The sequence below is a fragment of the Pseudomonas sp. DE0010 genome (assembly GCF_007680745.1).
Classification (GTDB): Bacteria; Pseudomonadota; Gammaproteobacteria; order Pseudomonadales; family Pseudomonadaceae; genus Aquipseudomonas; species Aquipseudomonas parafulva_B.
The window spans coordinates 48260-64918 of sequence record NZ_VEJQ01000004.1; the positions used below are offsets into that span (position 1 = coordinate 48260).

General features: G+C 63.8%; 14 protein-coding genes. 1 reads left to right on the forward strand and 13 read right to left on the reverse strand.

Annotated features, from left to right (window positions below; genetic code table 11):
• Positions 1–7: 7 nt before the first annotated feature.
• Together pgl and zwf are read right to left on the reverse strand one after the other, a co-directional pair.
• On the reverse strand, positions 8–748 hold the full coding sequence (pgl, locus tag FS767_RS04360) for a 6-phosphogluconolactonase (protein ID WP_144964354.1): 741 nt from the start codon (positions 746–748) through the stop codon (positions 8–10).
• Entirely contained in the window at positions 720–2189 is a 1470-nt protein-coding gene (gene zwf / locus FS767_RS04365) for a glucose-6-phosphate dehydrogenase (RefSeq protein ID WP_144964356.1), read from the reverse strand. The genes pgl and zwf overlap by 29 nt, the downstream gene beginning before the upstream one ends.
• Before the next feature lie 211 nt (positions 2190–2400).
• Between zwf and hexR the strand changes: the two genes are divergently transcribed.
• Positions 2401–3264, forward strand: coding sequence for a DNA-binding transcriptional regulator HexR (hexR, locus tag FS767_RS04370; protein ID WP_178091267.1), 864 nt, complete (start codon positions 2401–2403; stop codon positions 3262–3264).
• Here the strand turns inward: hexR and FS767_RS04375 are convergent.
• The 11 genes from FS767_RS04375 to edd all read right to left on the reverse strand — a co-directional run bounded on the left by FS767_RS04375 (position 3257) and on the right by edd (position 16546).
• Entirely contained in the window at positions 3257–4111 is an 855-nt protein-coding gene (locus FS767_RS04375; protein ID WP_144964358.1) for a D-hexose-6-phosphate mutarotase, read from the reverse strand. The genes hexR and FS767_RS04375 overlap by 8 nt on opposite strands.
• A 116-nt stretch (positions 4112–4227) precedes the next feature.
• Complete coding sequence (locus FS767_RS04380) at positions 4228–5520, reverse strand: carbohydrate porin (protein ID WP_228385197.1); 1293 nt, start codon at positions 5518–5520, stop codon at positions 4228–4230.
• 100 nt (positions 5521–5620) lie between these two features.
• Positions 5621–6775 (reverse strand): ABC transporter ATP-binding protein, encoded by a 1155-nt coding sequence (locus tag FS767_RS04385; RefSeq protein ID WP_144964360.1) that lies wholly within the window; start codon positions 6773–6775, stop codon positions 5621–5623.
• A gap of 3 nt (positions 6776–6778) precedes the next feature.
• On the reverse strand, positions 6779–7624 hold the full coding sequence (locus FS767_RS04390; RefSeq protein WP_023533435.1) for a carbohydrate ABC transporter permease: 846 nt from the start codon (positions 7622–7624) through the stop codon (positions 6779–6781).
• Positions 7617–8525, reverse strand: coding sequence for a carbohydrate ABC transporter permease (locus FS767_RS04395; RefSeq protein WP_058604453.1), 909 nt, complete (start codon positions 8523–8525; stop codon positions 7617–7619). Before FS767_RS04395 ends, FS767_RS04390 begins: the two co-directional genes overlap by 8 nt.
• Before the next feature lie 221 nt (positions 8526–8746).
• A complete protein-coding gene (locus FS767_RS04400; protein WP_144964361.1) occupies positions 8747–10033 on the reverse strand; it encodes an ABC transporter substrate-binding protein in 1287 nt (428 codons plus the stop codon).
• A gap of 103 nt (positions 10034–10136) precedes the next feature.
• Complete coding sequence (locus FS767_RS04405; protein WP_144964363.1) at positions 10137–11387, reverse strand: AGE family epimerase/isomerase; 1251 nt, start codon at positions 11385–11387, stop codon at positions 10137–10139.
• A 141-nt stretch (positions 11388–11528) separates the two neighbouring features.
• Complete coding sequence (locus FS767_RS04410; RefSeq protein ID WP_058637539.1) at positions 11529–12983, reverse strand: ATP-binding protein; 1455 nt, start codon at positions 12981–12983, stop codon at positions 11529–11531.
• Positions 12964–13689 carry a two-component system response regulator GltR gene (gene gltR / locus FS767_RS04415; protein WP_058604449.1) on the reverse strand — a complete coding sequence of 242 codons (726 nt, stop codon included), beginning with the start codon at positions 13687–13689 and terminating at the stop codon, positions 12964–12966. Before gltR ends, FS767_RS04410 begins: the two co-directional genes overlap by 20 nt.
• A 71-nt stretch (positions 13690–13760) precedes the next feature.
• Positions 13761–14723, reverse strand: coding sequence for a glucokinase (locus FS767_RS04420; RefSeq protein WP_144964365.1), 963 nt, complete (start codon positions 14721–14723; stop codon positions 13761–13763).
• The gene (gene edd, locus FS767_RS04425; protein ID WP_144964366.1) at positions 14720–16546 is read right to left on the reverse strand and encodes a phosphogluconate dehydratase; all 1827 of its coding nucleotides are present in this window, start codon (positions 16544–16546) and stop codon (positions 14720–14722) included. Before edd ends, FS767_RS04420 begins: the two co-directional genes overlap by 4 nt.
• Positions 16547–16659: the final 113 nt, after the last annotated feature.

The window sequence follows — 16659 nt, forward strand, 5'->3', positions numbered from 1 at the left end:
CCTTGGCTCATGGGCACCAGTAGATGTCCAGGGGTGCGTGAAGAAAAGCGCGAATGGGCATTTCGGCGAGGTCGTCATCCGCCAGCGCGGCGCGCAGGGTAGCGAGTTTGCCTGGCCCTTGCACGGACAATGCGGTGAACCCTGCGGTGGCCAGCAGCGCTCGGGTCATGGAAAGGCGCTGATGGGGAACGGTTGGCGCCATTAGCGGTAGGCAACGGCGAGGAGTGTTCGGATCCAGGCCCTCGGCCAGGTTAGGACTGGCTGGGAACAGCGAAGCCGTGTGGCCATCGTCACCCATGCCCAGTACCAGCACGTCGATGGGCGGCAGATCGGCCAGGGCGCGGTCAGCCTTGTCGGCGGCCTCTTCCAGCGAAGGCGCCTGCTGGTACAACCCGATGAAACGCGCCTTGGCGGCCTGCCCTTTGAGCAGATGCCGGGCCAACAGGCCGGCATTGCTGTCGGCGTGCTCCACCGGCACCCAGCGCTCATCGGCAAGACTGACCGTCACCTTGCTCCAGTCCAGGTCCTGCTTGGCCAGTTGCTCGAGAAAAGGCACCGGGCTCCGCCCACCGGACAGCACGACGCAGGCTTGGCCTTTATCGTCGATGGCTGCACGCAGGCGCTCACTCACATCCTTGGCCAATGTGCCAGCCAACGTGCTGGCGTCGGGCAGTTGATGCACCTCGGTGCTCGCCGGAAACTGCAATTCGGACAATGCTTCAGATGTCGCCATACCAGGCCCTCCCATCGCGGGTGATCAGTGCAATCGAGCTCATTGGCCCCCAGCTGCCCGCAGCATAGGGCTTGGGGGCATCGCCCGTGTTGCGCCAACCGGCAATCAGCTGGTCACACCACTTCCAGGCGTACTCGATTTCGTCCTTGCGCACGAACAGGTTCTGGTTGCCCCGCATCACTTCAAGCAGCAAGCGTTCATAGGCATCCGGAATCCGCGCGCTACGCCAGGCATCGGAAAAATTCAGTTGCAGCGGGCCACTGCGCAGTTGCATGCCCTTGTCCAGGCCTTGCTCCTTGGTCATCACGCGCAAGGAGATACCTTCGTCCGGCTGCAGGCGAATGATCAGCTTGTTGCCCACTTGCAGACGCTGTTCCGGGGCAAAGATGTAATGCGGCGTTTCCTTGAAGTGAATGACGATCTGCGACAGCTTTTGCGGCATGCGCTTGCCAGTGCGCAAGTAGAAAGGCACACCCGACCAGCGCCAGTTGCGGATGTCGGCGCGCAGGGCGACGAAGGTCTCGGTGTCGCTCTGGCTATTGGCATTGTCTTCTTCAAGGTAACCCGGAACCGGCTTGCCATCGCTGTAGCCGGCAATGTACTGCCCGCGCACCACCCGCGTGCTCAGCCCGTCTCCGGTGATCGGGGCCAGCGCCTTGAGTACCTTGACCTTCTCGTCGCGGATGGCGTCGGCCGACAGCTCGCTCGGCGGGTCCATGGCAATCAGGCACAGCAACTGCAACAGGTGGTTCTGGATCATGTCGCGCAACTGACCGGCCTTGTCGAAGTAGCCCCAGCGACCCTCGATACCCACCTTCTCCGCCACCGTGATTTCCACGTGGGAGATGGAGTTCTGGTTCCATTGGGTTTCGAACAGGCTGTTGGCAAAGCGCAGGGCGATCAGGTTCTGCACCGTCTCCTTGCCCAGGTAGTGGTCGATGCGATAGACGCGGCTTTCGGGAAAGAATCGCGCCACGGCATCGTTGACCCGGCGTGAAGACTCGAGGTCATGACCGATCGGCTTTTCCAGCACTACACGGGTGCGCTCGCTCAGGCCCACCTTGTCCAGGTTTTCGCTGATGGCACCATACACGGCGGCGGCCGTGGCGAAATAGGCGATCAGGGGGTGCCCGTCGGGCACTTGCGCGGCCAGTGCCTGGTAGCCTTCTGGCTGCAGAAAATCCAGGTGCTGGTAATCGAGCCTTGCCAGGAAGCGCTCGAGGGCCGCGGCCTCGATGTCAGCCTCGGGCACATGCTTGAGCAAGTGGGCCTCGATGCTATTCAGGTGCTCCTGGGCACTGCCGGCCTCCCGCGCCAGCGCCAGCAGGCGCGTCTGTGCGTGCAATAGCCCGGCGCGGTCGAGCTGGTAGAGCGCAGGGAACAGCTTGCGCAAGGCCAGGTCGCCCAGGGCGCCAAACAGGGCAAATGTGCAAGGTTCGACACTGATTGCAGCCATGATGTTGGTTCTTTCCTAAAGTTGATTTAGAAATACCGTTTTCAGTTAGGGTTTTCAAGGACAAATGTAGTAAAAACCATAACATTAGTCGGATGTATGACAGACAAGTGGTGCGCAACCGGCGCCGCCAGTACGATAGACGACCCTGCAAACAGGCCTGCTGCTCCCTCAGCCGGCTGCCTTCCCGACCCAAGGACACCCCATGGACCGCGTGAGAAACCTCCTGGAACAAATCCAGGGACGCCTCGACGAGCTGAACAAGGCCGAACGCAAAGTCGCCGAAGTCATCCTGCTCAACCCGCAACAAGCCACACGCTTTAGCATCGCGGCGCTGGCCCAGGCGGCCAAGGTCAGCGAACCGACCGTCAACCGCTTCTGCCGCTCATTCGGCGTGAGCGGTTACCCGGAGCTGAAACTGCAACTGGCGCAGAGCCTGGCCAGCGGCGCGGCCTACGTGAGCCGCGCGGTGGAGGCCGACGACGATCCGGCGGCCTACACCCAGAAGATCTTCGCCAGCGCCATCGCCTCGCTCGACAGCGCCTGCCAGCAGCTCGACCCCCAGCAGGTCAGCCGCGCGGTCGACATGATGATCCAGGCCCGCCAGATTCATTTCTTTGGCCTGGGCGCCTCTGCACCGGTGGCGCTGGATGCCCAGCACAAGTTCTTCCGCTTCAACCTGGCCGTGTCGGCGCACGCCGACGTACTGATGCAACGCATGCTGGCGTCGGTGGCCCATACCGGCGACCTGTTCGTGATCATTTCCTACACCGGGCGTACACGCGAGCTGGTGGAAGTGGCTCGCCTGGCCAGGGAAAACGGCGCCTCGGTGCTGGGTTTGACAGCGGCCGGGTCGCCGCTGGCCAACGCCTGCAGCCTTAGCCTGCACATTCCTCTGCCCGAAGACACCGATATCTACATGCCGATGACCTCGCGCATCATCCAGCTGACCGTGCTCGATGTGCTGGCGACCGGCATGACCCTGCGCCGGGGCGTGGATTTCCAGCCACATCTGCGCAAGATCAAGGAAAGCCTCAACGCCAGTCGCTACCCCATCGAGGACGACGAACTCAGCTGAGCCGGTGCGCCTGCAGACTCAGATGCGCGCGCTGCCCCGGTGCCAGGCTCAGGCCGTCGTCGCTGCCGCTGGCGGCCTCCACACACACGAAACGCTGGCACTCGCGCCCGGTAACCCCCAATAAGGGCCGGCTGCCGGGGTGCCACACGACCGTATCGTCGCTGTCGCCGGTGTCGATACACAGCTGGCGCTTCCAGGCCGGATCATGCAGTTGCACACCGGGAATGCCCGGATAGACCCGCTGACAGCCGCCCTTGGGCTTGAGCGCCCCTTCCTGGCGGCATGCCTGACGGTTGAGGTGGTCGTACCCCTCGATGTCTTCGAGGCCGGACAGCGCTACCTCCGAGACGTCACTGATGCGCCAGTAGGCCAGCAAGGCGTGACTCAACTGGCACGGTTCGCTGTCCTGGTGCTCGGTGCTCAGGCTCAACTCCATGCGGCTGCCCAGCCGCGCCTCCAGGTCGACCTGCCAGTCGCACAGTTCCAGGCGCCACTTGAGCACCACGCCCTGCGCGTCTTCATGGCTGTCCATCAGCTTCCAGTCCAGCAGGCGGGCCCAACCATGGGCAGGCCACAGGTCTTCGCTGGGATGGCGCCCGTACCAGGGCCAGCAGACCGGCACGCCGCCGCGAATGGCGCCCACCTGCGGCCACTGTTCGGCGCACCACAGCCAGGGCCGTTCACCTGTGGGTTGGAAATGCAGCAACTGCGCGCCCTGGCGACTGAACGCCGCCTGGCACAGGGGGTGATCGATGATCAGCACATCGCGCTGCTGGTAGCGCTCCCATTCGAACGTCGGCCGCGGCCGCCGTGCGGTGAAGAAGCGATGGAGCGGATGCTCAGGCATGGTGCAGGGCTCTTGTTGTTTGAGATAGCGCTGTCTTGGCCTGTCCACGGCAACCACTGCAGGTCAGTGGTTGCCGGGCGCCAAACGGGATTGGCGTAAATTTACAACAAATGGACTTAGAAAGACGACTGAATCTTCAAGCCCGCCACCAGGGCATTGTCCACTTCATCCACGCCGCCGGGGCTCTTGATGTACTGAAGGTTCGGCCGCACGGTCAGCCAATTGGTGACGTGGAAACCATAGTACAGCTCGGCGTTGTACTCGGTACGTTGCAGCGGGACGAAGCCTGGGTTGTCGTAGTCGTTGATACCGCTCATGTCGTTGAGCTGGCGCGCACGCTTGCGCACATCGTCGTTGACGTGGATGCGGGCGATGCCGAAACCGATGTCGTCCTTGGGCCGGGCGTCGAAGGCACCTTTGTAGACCATGCCCACCTGTTGGTAGTTGTCTACCACGTTGGTGGCCTTGTCGTGCACCGTAAAGTTGGCGAACAGGCTCAGCCCACGGTTGACGTCGCCCGCCTGGGCCGTGACCTGCTGCTGCGCCACCACCCACCAGCCATGCTTGCTGGAGTGAGACTTGAAGCCCGAACCACTGAGCCCCTGGGCGTTGCCGTTGACGTCCTTGTATACATCCTCGGCATCGGCGGTGCTGTAGTAGTAGCCCAGGCGGTATTCGCCCGGCAGGCCGTTGAGCTTGGGCGTCCAGACCATTTCCACCGGCAGGATCGCGCCCTTGGTGCCGCTGCCGCTCAGCTTGAAGCCATTGCCGGTTTCCAGGTTGGACGGGTTCTGCTCATAGGCACCGACTTGTACGTAGAACTCGGGGGTGACGTTGTACTTGACGCGCGTCGCCCATTGGCTGACGGGCCAGTTGTACCAGATGCCGCCCACCCAGTTACCCACTTGCGAGCCGCAGAACGCCAGGTTCTGGAAGTCGCAGGGGAAACTGTTGAAGTCCTCGCCCGGCCCGAAGCGGCCGAATTTCACGTCCAGCGCGCCGTCGAAATACTTCTGCTTGAACCACATCTGGGTCAGGCGCCAGGTCTGGCCACGCCCCCACACTTCCTGCACCGAACTGAACTGCCCGGCGCGTGGGTCGCTGATGCGGTCGTTGGACAGGTTGCGACCGCTTCGCTCGGTGATGGCCAGCTTGAATTCGGCATCGTGCCAGCCGAAGATCTTCTGCAGGTCCAGGTGCGCGCCCAGGGCGAACTGATCGCTGTAGCGGGCGGTCTTGTCGTGGTTGTAGCCACCGTGAAGGTTGCCGGCCACTTCGCCGACATAATCGACGGTGAAGTCGTAGCCTTTTTCCAGCAGCTCGGTGCGGGTACCGCCCCAGTCCCCGGTCATCCATTTCGACTCGCTGGAGAAAGCTTCGGCAGCCTGCAGGCCACTGCTGGCGGCCATCGCCAGCGGCGCAAGCAACGCCAGTGAGCCCCAGGTGGTAGTACGATTGCGCTGTTCCATTGCGTTGCGTCCTCTTTTTCTTATTGATGGTGTAGACAGTTCAACGGCCACCGAGGGCAGCCATGTTTTCCTTGACGGTGGTGGCGGTACGGTTTGCCTGCAGGCGCTCGCCGCTCTGGGCGTCGAACAGCAGCACCCGCGCCGGGTCCAATTGCAGGGCCAGGGTGTCGCCCACCTGGCAGGCCACGTCAGGGGCCAGTCGGCAGCACACTTTGGTCTGGTTGAGGGTCACGAACACCAGCATGTCCGGACCAGTGGGCTCGGTGACCTGTACCTGGGCGCGAATGCTTGGTCCGCCGTTGCCGCCCTCAGCGCCCAGGGCAATTTGCTCGGGTCGAATGCCCAGGACGATTTCGCGCCCTTCCAGGCCCAGGTCGGCGCCGGGCAGGGGCAGCTCGCAGCGTGCCTGGCCACTGTCGAGCACTGCATGCAGCTGACCGCCCTGGGCCACCAGCCGCGCCGGCACGAAGTTCATGGGCGGCGAGCCAATGAAGCTTGCGACGAACTGGTTGGCTGGGTCGTTATAGATCTGCTGTGGCGTACCGAACTGCTGGATGATGCCGTCTTTCATGACCGCCACCTTGTCACCCAGGGTCATGGCCTCGATCTGATCATGGGTGACGTAGACGGTGGTGGTTTTCAGGCGCTGGTGCATCAGTTTCATTTCGGTCCGCATCTCGACCCGCAGTTTGGCATCGAGGTTGGACAAGGGTTCATCGAACAGGTAGATCTTCGGTCGGCGCGCGAGCGCCCTGCCCATGGCCACGCGCTGCTGCTGACCGCCAGACAGCTGCGCGGGCTTGCGCGCCAGCAGGTGCTCGATCTGCAGCAGCTTGGCCACCCGCGCCACTTCCTCGTCGATGGCGGCCTGGGGCATCTTGCGGATCTTCAGGCCAAATTCGATGTTCTCGCGCACGGTCATGGTCGGGTACAGCGCATAGGACTGGAACACCATGGCGATGTCACGGTCCTTGGGGCTCATGCCGCTGACGTCCTGCTGGTCGATCAGAATAGCGCCGCCGGTGATCTGCTCGAGGCCGGCGATGCAGTTCATCAATGTCGACTTGCCGCAGCCCGAAGGGCCGACCAGGATCAGGAACTCACCGTCCTTGATCGACAGCTGGATGTCCTTGAGGGTATCCGGCAGCCCGGCACCGTAGGTTTTGTTCACGTTGCGAAGTTCGAGCGTTGCCATGACTTACCCCTTTACCGCGCCGGCCGTGAGCCCGCGCACGAAATATTTGCCTGCCACTACGTACACCAGCAGAGTCGGTAGGCCGGCGATCATCGCGGCGGCCATGTCGACGTTGTATTCCTTGGCCCCGGTGCTGGTATTGACCAAGTTGTTCAAGGCCACCGTGATCGGTTGCGAGTCGCCACTGGAGAACACCACGCCAAACAGGAAGTCGTTCCAGATCTGGGTGAACTGCCAGATCAGGCAGACCATGATGATGGGCGTGGACATGGGCAGGATGATGCGCCGGAAGATGGTGAAGAACCCTGCCCCGTCCAGGCGTGCGGCCTTGACCAGGGCATCGGGGATGCTGACGTAGAAATTGCGAAAGAACAGTGTGGTGAAGGCCAGGCCGTAGACCACATGCACCAGCACCAGGCCAGTGGTGGTACTGGCCAGCCCCAGCTTGCCCAGGGTAAACGAGGCCGGCAGCAGCACCGTCTGGAAAGGCAGGAAGCAGCCGAACAACAGCAGACCGAAGAACAGCTGCGAGCCACGGAAGCGCCACATCGACAGCACGTAGCCATTGAGCGCGCCAATGGTGGTGGAAATCAGCACCGCAGGCACGGTGATCAGAATCGAGTTCCAGAAGTAGCCGCTGACGGTGCCCCAGGCCTTGACCCAGCCAATGGCGGTGATCGCTGTCGGCCAGCTGAGCAGGTTGCCGGTGCTGATGTCCTCGGGGGTCTTGAAGCTGGTCAGCAGCATGACCACCAGTGGCACCAGGTACAGCACCACGGCGATCAGCAACACGGCATGAATGGCAAGCCGGCTGGGGCTGAGCGCGGGTTTGTCGACAGGGCTATGCATGGCGTTTGCTCCGCAGCTCCGAATACAGGTAAGGCACCAGGATGGCCAGGATCGCCCCCAGCATGAGGATGGCACTGGCCGAGCCCATGCCCATTTGCCCCCGGCTGAAGGTGAAGGCATACATGAACATCGCCGGCAGGTCGGACGAGTAGCCAGGCCCGCCTGCCGTCATCGCGGCGACCAGGTCGAAGCTCTTGATGGCAATGTGCGAAAGGATCATCACCGAGCTGAAGAACACCGGGCGCAAGCTGGGCAGCACCACGCGCCAGTAGATGCGCGGCAGGCTGGCACCGTCGATCTGGGCGGCGCGGATGATCGATGGATCGACGCCCCGCAGGCCGGCGAGAAACATCGCCATGATGAACCCCGATGCTTGCCACACCGCCGCGATCACCAGGCAGTACACCACCCGGTCCGGGTCCAGCAGCCAGTCAAGGCGAAAGCCCTCCCAGCCCCAGTCACGCAGCAGTTTGTCCAGCCCCATGCCTGGGTTGAGCAGCCACTTCCATGCCGTGCCGGTCACGATCATCGACAGGGCCATGGGATACAGGTAGATGGTGCGGATGAACCCCTCGCGACGAATGCGCTGGTCCAGCAGCACCGCCAGCAGCACGCCGATCGCCAGGCTGATGGTGATGAACAGCCCACCGAACACCAGCAGGTTCTTGCTCGCCACCCACCAGCGGTCGTTGTCGAACAGGCGCATGTACTGCGCCAGCCCTGCCCATTTGTAGGTGGGCAGGAACGTGGACGTGGTGAAGGACAGCACGAAGGTCCAGAGGATGTAGCCGTAGAAGCCCACCAGCACGATGAACATGCTCGGCGCCAGCACCAGCTTGGGCAGCCAGCGCTGTAGCGCATCCATGGGAGAGGCCCGCAGACGGGCGGTGGTAGTGGTCATGGTTCACCTCGAAGGCGCTGCTGCGCATGGCGCGCGGCAGCGACTGTCTTGCTCAGGTTGGAAGGTCGCTTGGGCGCTGCGTGGCGCCGTGTCGCGTGGCTGCGCGAGTTTGACGCAGCCACAGTTCGAAGGCCCCCGAAGCCTGCGTTTCACGCAGGGCCCGATGGCGCAGCGCCCCGTCAGGCACGCCCGGCACCGGGCCGCATTAGCCCGCCCGTGGGCTACTTGGCTGCTCGGATGGCGGCTGCCAGCTTCTTCGCAGCGTCAGCCGGATCGGCCTTGGGGTCGTTGATGTAGTTGGTCACCACATCGAAGAAAGCGCCCTGCACGGCCAGCGTCGTGGCCATGTTGTGCGCCATGCTCGGTTGCAGGCCGCCGGTCTTGGCGTCGGCGAGGAAGTCCTTGGCCGAGGTCTGGGCACACGCATCGAACCCATACTTGCCCATGTCGGCGAGCATGTCGTTGCGCACCGGGATCGAGCCCTTGTTGGTGCTGAACACCTTCTGGAACTCCTCACCCAGCACCTTGCGTGCGATGTCCTGCTGGCCGGCAGCAGTGCCCTCATTGCTCTGCTTGAACACCACCAGCGAATCAATGTTGTACAGGAAGGCCTTCTCGGTACCGGGGAACGGCACGCACTGGTAGTCCTTGCCGGCGGTTTTCTTGGCCAAGGTCCATTCGCTCTTGGCCCAGTCGCCCATGATCTGCATGCCGGCCTTGCCGTTGATGACCTTGGCAGCTTCCAGGTTCCAGTCCTGGCCTTTGCCATCAGGGTCCATGTACGTGGCGACCCGCTTGAGTTCGGTCAGGGCCTTGATCATGCCGGGGCCGGTCAGGGCGTCGTTGTCCAGGTCGACCAGGGCTTTCTTGTAACCGTCGACACCCATCACCGACAGCACGACGCTTTCGAAGACCGTGCTGTCCTGCCACGGCTGGCCACCGTGGGCGAGCGGGATGATGCCTGCGGCCTTGAGCTTGTCGGCAGCGGCATAGAACTCATCGAGGGTGGCGGGCGCCTTGTCGATCCCGGCCTTCTTGAAGGCTTCAGGGTTGATCCACAGCCAGTTGGTACGGTGGATGTTGACGGGAACGGCTACATAGTCGCCGTCGTACTTCACGGTGTCGGCGACTTTCTTGTCCAGCAGTGCATCCCACTTTTCCTGCTTGGCCACATCCTTGAGCACGTCGCTGTCGAGCAGGCCGGTCGCGGCCCAGTCCTGGATGTCGGGGCCCTTGATCTGTGCGACGCCTGGCGGATTGCCAGCCACCGCTCGGCTTTTGAGTACGGTCATGGCGGTAGCGCCGCCACCGCCGGCCACGGCCCCGTCCTTCCAGGTGAAACCGTCTTTCTCGACCTGGGCCTTGAGCACATCGACGGCCGCTTTTTCACCACCGGACGTCCACCAGTGCACCACTTCGACGGTGCCCTTGGCATCGGCAGCGTGCGCAGTCAGGGGGAACAGGGAAGCCAGGGAGATCGCGGCAGCGAGACGAAGGTAGGAAGTCATTTCTACACCTTATTGTTGTTATGCCGTGCAAGTCGTTCGCTTGCGTTGCATGGAGTCTAAACAGCGTGCGCGCACCGCCAGGTAACGAAGCGATGCGCGAATGTCATCGTTTGGTTACATTCAGGGCCACACCAGTCGCCAGGCTGCGTGCCAAGGGCAGGCCGGGTAGCAACAGGGCCTGGTAGGCATGGTACAGGTCGGGCTTGCCGGGCCAGATCGTGCCGGCTGGACGGTTGTCGGCATCGAGTTCGTGGTGCCAACTGCCGCCTGCAAGGTCGATGAAATGCTCGTATATGAAGTCCCAGCAGCGCCGGTACCACTGCTCGAAGCGCGCCTGCCCCGTGCGCTGCAACAGGGCCGCTGCGCATGCGCAGGCTTCGGCGTGAACCCAGTGCAGCCGCGCGCGTACCCGTGGTCGGTCATCCCAGCCAAGGGTATAGACGAGGCCAGGCTGGCCATCAACGCCCCATGCCTGTTCGCAGGCGGTGTCGAACAACGTGCGGGCACTGTCGACCAGCCAGGCCGGGGGCGCGTGCCCGCAGCGGGCCAGGCTGGCCTCCAGGTGAAGCAAAAGCCTCGCCCACTCGAAGGCATGCCCTGGCGTGGTGCCATAGGGGCGAAAGTGGTCGGTCGGGTGTGCCTGGTTGTAATCCTTGAGCGGCTGCCAGGCAACGTCGAAGTGTTCCACCACTCGGTAGCCGTTGGCAGCGGCGTGGGTATGGATGATGCGCTCGGCAATGCGCAGGGCGCGTTGCAACCACACAGGGTTGCCGGTTACATCGGCCAGGGCCAGGAACGCCTCGGTCGCGTGCATGTTGCTGTTGGCGCCGCGGTAGGGCTCAGGCGTCTGCCAGGCGCGATCATAGGCTTCGCGAAGCGCACCTTCCCCTTCGCTCCAGAAATGCCGCTCGATGACGTCGATGGCGTCGGTCAGCAATGCCTCGGCGCCCTCGATGCGCGCCACGACGGCGGAGCTGGCCGCCAAGGCGACGAAAGCATGCAGATACGCTGCCTTGCCGCTTCCCTCGCAGCCCCCCGCCTTGGCAAACCAGCCGCCGTAGCACGCATCCCTCAGGGGCCCGCGCAGGGCAGTCACACCGTGGGCAGCCAGCCCCAGGCAGCCCGGTAGGCCCTGAAGGTGAGCCAGGGCGAAACAGTGGGTCATCCGGGCAGTGGTCAGGGTCTGGGCGCTTGCATCATCGGCAAGCCTGCCTGCCGCATCCAGGTCACCAAACCCTTCTGGGAGCCTTGCAGCCCTGGCGAAGGCCAGTAACCGCTGCCCCTCGGCCAGACGCCATGCAGTGTGCCCAGGCGCTTGGAGCCAGGACACCTGTGAAGAAAGATCATTGTTCATCGCCAGCGAGGTCCTTGCCAGTCGTGTGCCGATTCTAGCCAGCCAGGCCACGGGGGATGTCACGAACGCGGGTATGATTGTCACGTGCCTGTGACGTTCGACCATCTGCGCGCAGTTGTACGTTCAACGCGTGCAGGTGCGTCAATCCACGCCCCGTGGCAGGTACAAGGTCACCCGCAAGCCGCCTTCGCGCAGGTTGAGCAGGCTGACCTCACCGCCATGGCTGTGGGCGATATTGCGGGCAATGCCCAACCCCAGCCCGTAGCCTTGCTGATGACCGGCCAGCCGCACATGGGGCTCGAACACCTGCTCCATCTGCTGTTGCGGCACCCCCGGCCCCTGATCATCGACCTGCAGCACGAAGCCTGCGGCACCGTCGATGATGCGCAGCCGCGCCCGCTCGCCGTACTTGATGGCGTTGTCGATCAGGTTGCCGATGCAGCGCCGCAATGCCAGCGGCTTGCCTGGATACGGCGCCAGGGCATGCCCTTCGAGGGTGATTCGGCCGTCTCGCAGGTACGGCTCAGCCAGCAGTTCGAGGACCTGATTGAGGTCCACCGGCTCGATGTTCTCGTGAATGTCGGTGTCCTTCACGCATTGCAGCGCGCCCTTTACCAGCAGCTCCAGTTCGTCCAGGTCCTGGCTGAACTTGGCTTGCAGGTGTTCGTCTTCAAGCAGCTCGACACGCAGGCGAAGCCGGGTGATGGGCGTGCGCAGATCATGGGAGATGGCGCTGAACAGTTGGCTACGCTCGGTGAGGTAACGGCTGATCCGTTCGCGCATGCTGTTGAAGGCCCGGCCCACCTCCACCACCTCGCTGCCGCCGCCTTCGGCCACTGGCGCTACATCGGCGCCCAGTGACAGCTCGCGCGCTGCACGGGCCAGGCGCTTGAGCGGCCAGCTTTGCCAATGCACCAGCAGCCCGATGAACAGCAACAACAAGGCTGTGGTCAGGACGATGAAGCCGATCTGCTGACGCGGCAGACGCTCGGCTTCCAGGCTGGTGTAGGGCTCGGGCAACAACGAGGCGATGTACAGCCATTCGCCTTCGGCCAGACGAATCTGGGTGACCAGCACCGGCGGGTTGAGCGGTTCGAGGGTGAGTGAGTAATGCGCCCATGACCTTGGCAGCTCGTCGAGCTTGAGCCCACTGTTGAAGATGCGCAGTTCATCGGGATCGACGAATTCGACGGAGATGTCCATCTGCGGCCCGAGGCGCTCATGCAGTACCTGCTGGAACACCTCCACCACGGCCTGCTTGCGCGGCGTGACAGGCAGTACCTGCATGTCCAGCGGCTTGGCGTTCAGAGAAACGAAAAACCGCGTGCCCCCCATGCTGCGCAACTGGTCGAGCACCATCGGCCGGTAGGCCACGGGCAGTGAGCGAAAGTAACTGACGCTGGCGCTCATGGAGTGGGCCAGGCTGCTGGCACTGGCACGCAGCCCTTGCAACTGGCTGGCGCGCAGCTGGGCCACCCAGATGATGCTCGACAAGCCTTGCGCCAGCAGAACCACCAGCAAGGTCAGCAGCAGCATGCGCCCCAGCAGCGAGCGTGGCAGCAGGCGCCAGCGCCGCTCAGGGTGCAGTGCAGACATGGGTCGCCAGCAGGTAGCCGCTGCCGCGCACGGTGCGGATCAGCCGGGGTGGCTTTTCGGTGTCGCGCAAGCGCTGGCGCAGACGGCTGACGGCCATGTCCACGATGCGGTCCAGTGGCATCGGCTCTCGTCCTCGGGTGGCGTTGCCAATGGTGTCGCGGTCGAGAATCTGCTGGGGGTGGTCCAGGAACAGCTTGAGCAGCGCAAAGTCCGCACCCGAGAGAATCACCTCCTCTCCATCGCGGTGGAACAGGCGATGGCTGACCGTGTCGAGCCGCCAGTCGTCGAATGCCAGCACCGCCCCGCCCGGCGCTGCCTGCCCGAACTCGGCGCGGCGCAGCAAGGCTTTGATACGGGCCTGCAGCTCGCGCGGGCTGAACGGCTTGCCCAGGTAGTCATCGGCGCCAAGCTCAAGCCCGATGACCCGATCGGTCTCGTCCGAGCTTGCCGTCAACATGATGATCGGCACCCGCGCCTGGCGCGGGTGCTGGCGTACCCAGCGACACAGGCTGAAACCGTCCTCGTCCGGCAGCATGACGTCCAGGATCACCAGGTCACACGCTGTGGTGTCCAGGGCATGACGAAACCCGGCGCCATCGGCCTGGGCATTGACCTGAAAGCCCGAACGGCTGAGGTAGGTTTGCAACAATTCGCGAATTTCCTGATCGTCGTCAACCATCAGGATGGATTTGCCGGCAGTGCTCAAGGGTATGTCCTTTTGTGCTGGCGGGTCTTGTTGCCCGCTGACCTGTGTCGCCTTGCAGGGTGCCCAGCCGGTTAACCTTGATCCAGCGCTTGCTGCAAGGCCACACCAGCGCCCAGCAGCCCGGAAAACTCGGCCGTCACCAGCCACACGGGCACGCCTTCGAAGTAACCGCTCATGCAGCCTTTGTCGCCGAAGCTGGCGGTGAAACCGCTGCGCAGGAACAGCTCGGCAAAACGCGGGATCACGCCGCCGACGATATATACCCCACCGCGCGCGCCCAGGGTAAGCACGTTGTTGCCCGCCACCCGCCCCAGGAACCGGCAGAACTGCTCGATCACCGCCCGCGCCCGCGGCTCGCCGCCCAGGGCTGCATCGGTGATCTGCGCCGGTGAAGTGTGCCGCGGGTTTTCGCCATCCAGGGCGCAGATGGCCTGATACAGGCGCACCAGCCCGCCGCCGCTGAGCACCGTCTCGGCACTGACATGGCCGATCTGGCCATGGATGTATTGGTGGATCGCCGCCTCTCGGGTATTGCCCACGGGCAGATCGACGTGCCCGCCCTCGCCTGGCAAGGCATGCCAGTGCTTGCCCCCCAGGCGCAACAGCGAGCCGACACCCAGGCCTGTACCCGGGCCGATGACCAGCGCCGGGCGCAACGGATCGGCCTGCCCTGGGCATACCTCTCGAAACTCACCTTCGCGCAGGCGGGTCATGCCAAGGGCCATGGCGGTGAAATCGTTGATCAGCAACAGGTGTCCGATCTGTAACCGCTGGCAAAAGGCGGTCCGGCTCAGGCGCCAGTGGTTGTTGGTGAAGCGAAATTCATCGCCATCGACCGGGCCGGCTACGGCCAGGCAAGCGGCGGCTACGCCACCACGGGGTATGGCCAGGGCTTCTAGATACGCCTCGATAGCCTGTTCGGGGCTTGTGTAGTCCTCGGTGGCGAAAACCTTCACCTCGTGCAGCTGGTTGTCACGCCATAACGCAAAACGGGCATTGGTGCCGCCGATGTCGCCAACCAGCAGGTCATTCATTTCAGGTTCTCCAGGGCAGAAGTAAAGGCGCTGGCGCCCTGTTCTGCCGGGCTGAACGCCATGCGCATGAAACCGAAGAGCTCGCGCCCGCAGCCCAGGTCATTGCCTTGGGGCGCGGTTGCCAGGTCACGCTGGGCCAGCTCGTCGGCCGGTACCATCACCCGCAACGTACCTTCAGCGCCGTCGACCCGCACGATATCACCATCGCGCAGCCGTGCCAGCGGGCCGCCATCATAGGCTTCGGGGCACACGTGAATGGCGGCGGGTATCTTGCCCGATGCACCGGACATGCGCCCATCGGTCACCAGGGCTACCTTGTAACCGCGATCCTGCAACACGCCAAGGAATGGGGTGAGTTTGTGCAGTTCAGGCATGCCGTTGCAGCGCGGGCCCTGGAAGCGCACCACCGCGACGAAGTCCCGCTCCAGCTCGCCTGCCTTGAAGGCATCGGCCAATGACTGCTGATCGTGGAAGATGCGCGCCGGCGCCTCGACCACACGGTGCTCCGGTGCCACGGCGGAGACTTTCATCACGCCACGTCCCAGGTTGCCCTCCATCACCCGCAACCCGCCTTCGGCGGAGAATGGCCGCGCCACGGGCCTCAGGATGCTTTCGTCCAGGCTCTGCTGCGGCCCTTCGCGCCAGACCAGCTTGCCGTCCTCCAGGAACGGCTCCTGGGTATAACGACGCAGGCCAGGGCCGGCGACGGTGTTGACGTCTTCGTGCAGCAAGCCGGCATCGAGCAGCTCGCGGATCAGGAAGGCCATGCCGCCAGCGGCCTGGAAGTGGTTGATGTCGGCCTTGCCGTTGGGGTAGACGTGGGACAGGGTCGGCACCACGTCGGACAGATCGGCCATGTCCTGCCAGGTCAGTTGGATACCGGCGGCCTGGGCGATGGCCGGAATGTGCAGGGTATGGTTGGTGGAGCCGCCTGTGGCATGCAGGGCCACGATCGAGTTGACCAGCGCCTTCTCGTCGACGATCTCGCCCAGGGGCATGAAGGTGCCGCTGGCCTTGGTCATGCGCGTGACCTGCTGCGCCGCCTCGGCGGTCAGTGCGTCGCGCAGCGGCGTGTAGGGGTTGACGAAGGAGGCACCCGGCAGGTGCAGCCCCATCACTTCCATCACCAGCTGGTTGGTGTTGGCCGTGCCGTAGAAGGTGCAGGTGCCAGGGCCGTGGTAGGACTGCATTTCAGATTCCAGCAGTTCCTCGCGGCTGGCCTTGCCTTCGGCATAACGCTGGCGCACATCAGCTTTCTGCTTGTTGGAAATACCCGAGACCATCGGCCCGCCCGGTACGAACACCGTGGGCAAGTGACCAAAGCGCAAGGCCCCCATCATCAGGCCCGGCACGATCTTGTCGCAGATGCCCAGCATCAGGGCCGCATCGAACATGTTGTGGGACAACGCCACGGCAGTGGACATGGCGATCACTTCACGGCTGGCGATGGCCAGTTCCATGCCCGGCTCGCCCTGGGTGACGCCATCGCACATGGCCGGCACACCGCCAGCGAACTGGCCCACCGAGCCGACTTCGCGCAAGGCACGCTTGATCTGTTCAGGAAAATGCAGGTAGGGCTGGTGGGCCGACAGCATGTCGTTGTAGGCCGAGACGATGGCCACGTTGGCCGCGTTCATCAGGCGCAGGGTCTGTTTGTCCTCGCTGCCGCAACCGGCCACGCCATGGGCGAAGTTGGCGCATTGCAGGCTGGCACGCATCGGGCCCTCGCTGGCGGCCCCGCGGATCAGCTGCAGGTAGCGTTCGCGGGTGGCGCGACTACGCTCGACCAGCCGTTGGGTGACCTCAAGGATGCGCGGGTGCATGTACTGGACTCCAGGCTAATTGTAAGGGCGGTTTACCAAGTGACCGTGCCCTGCCGATTGCCGCCTAGGCTCAAAGGGACAGGCGCGCACTGCTTCGGAAGGCTCACGATCGA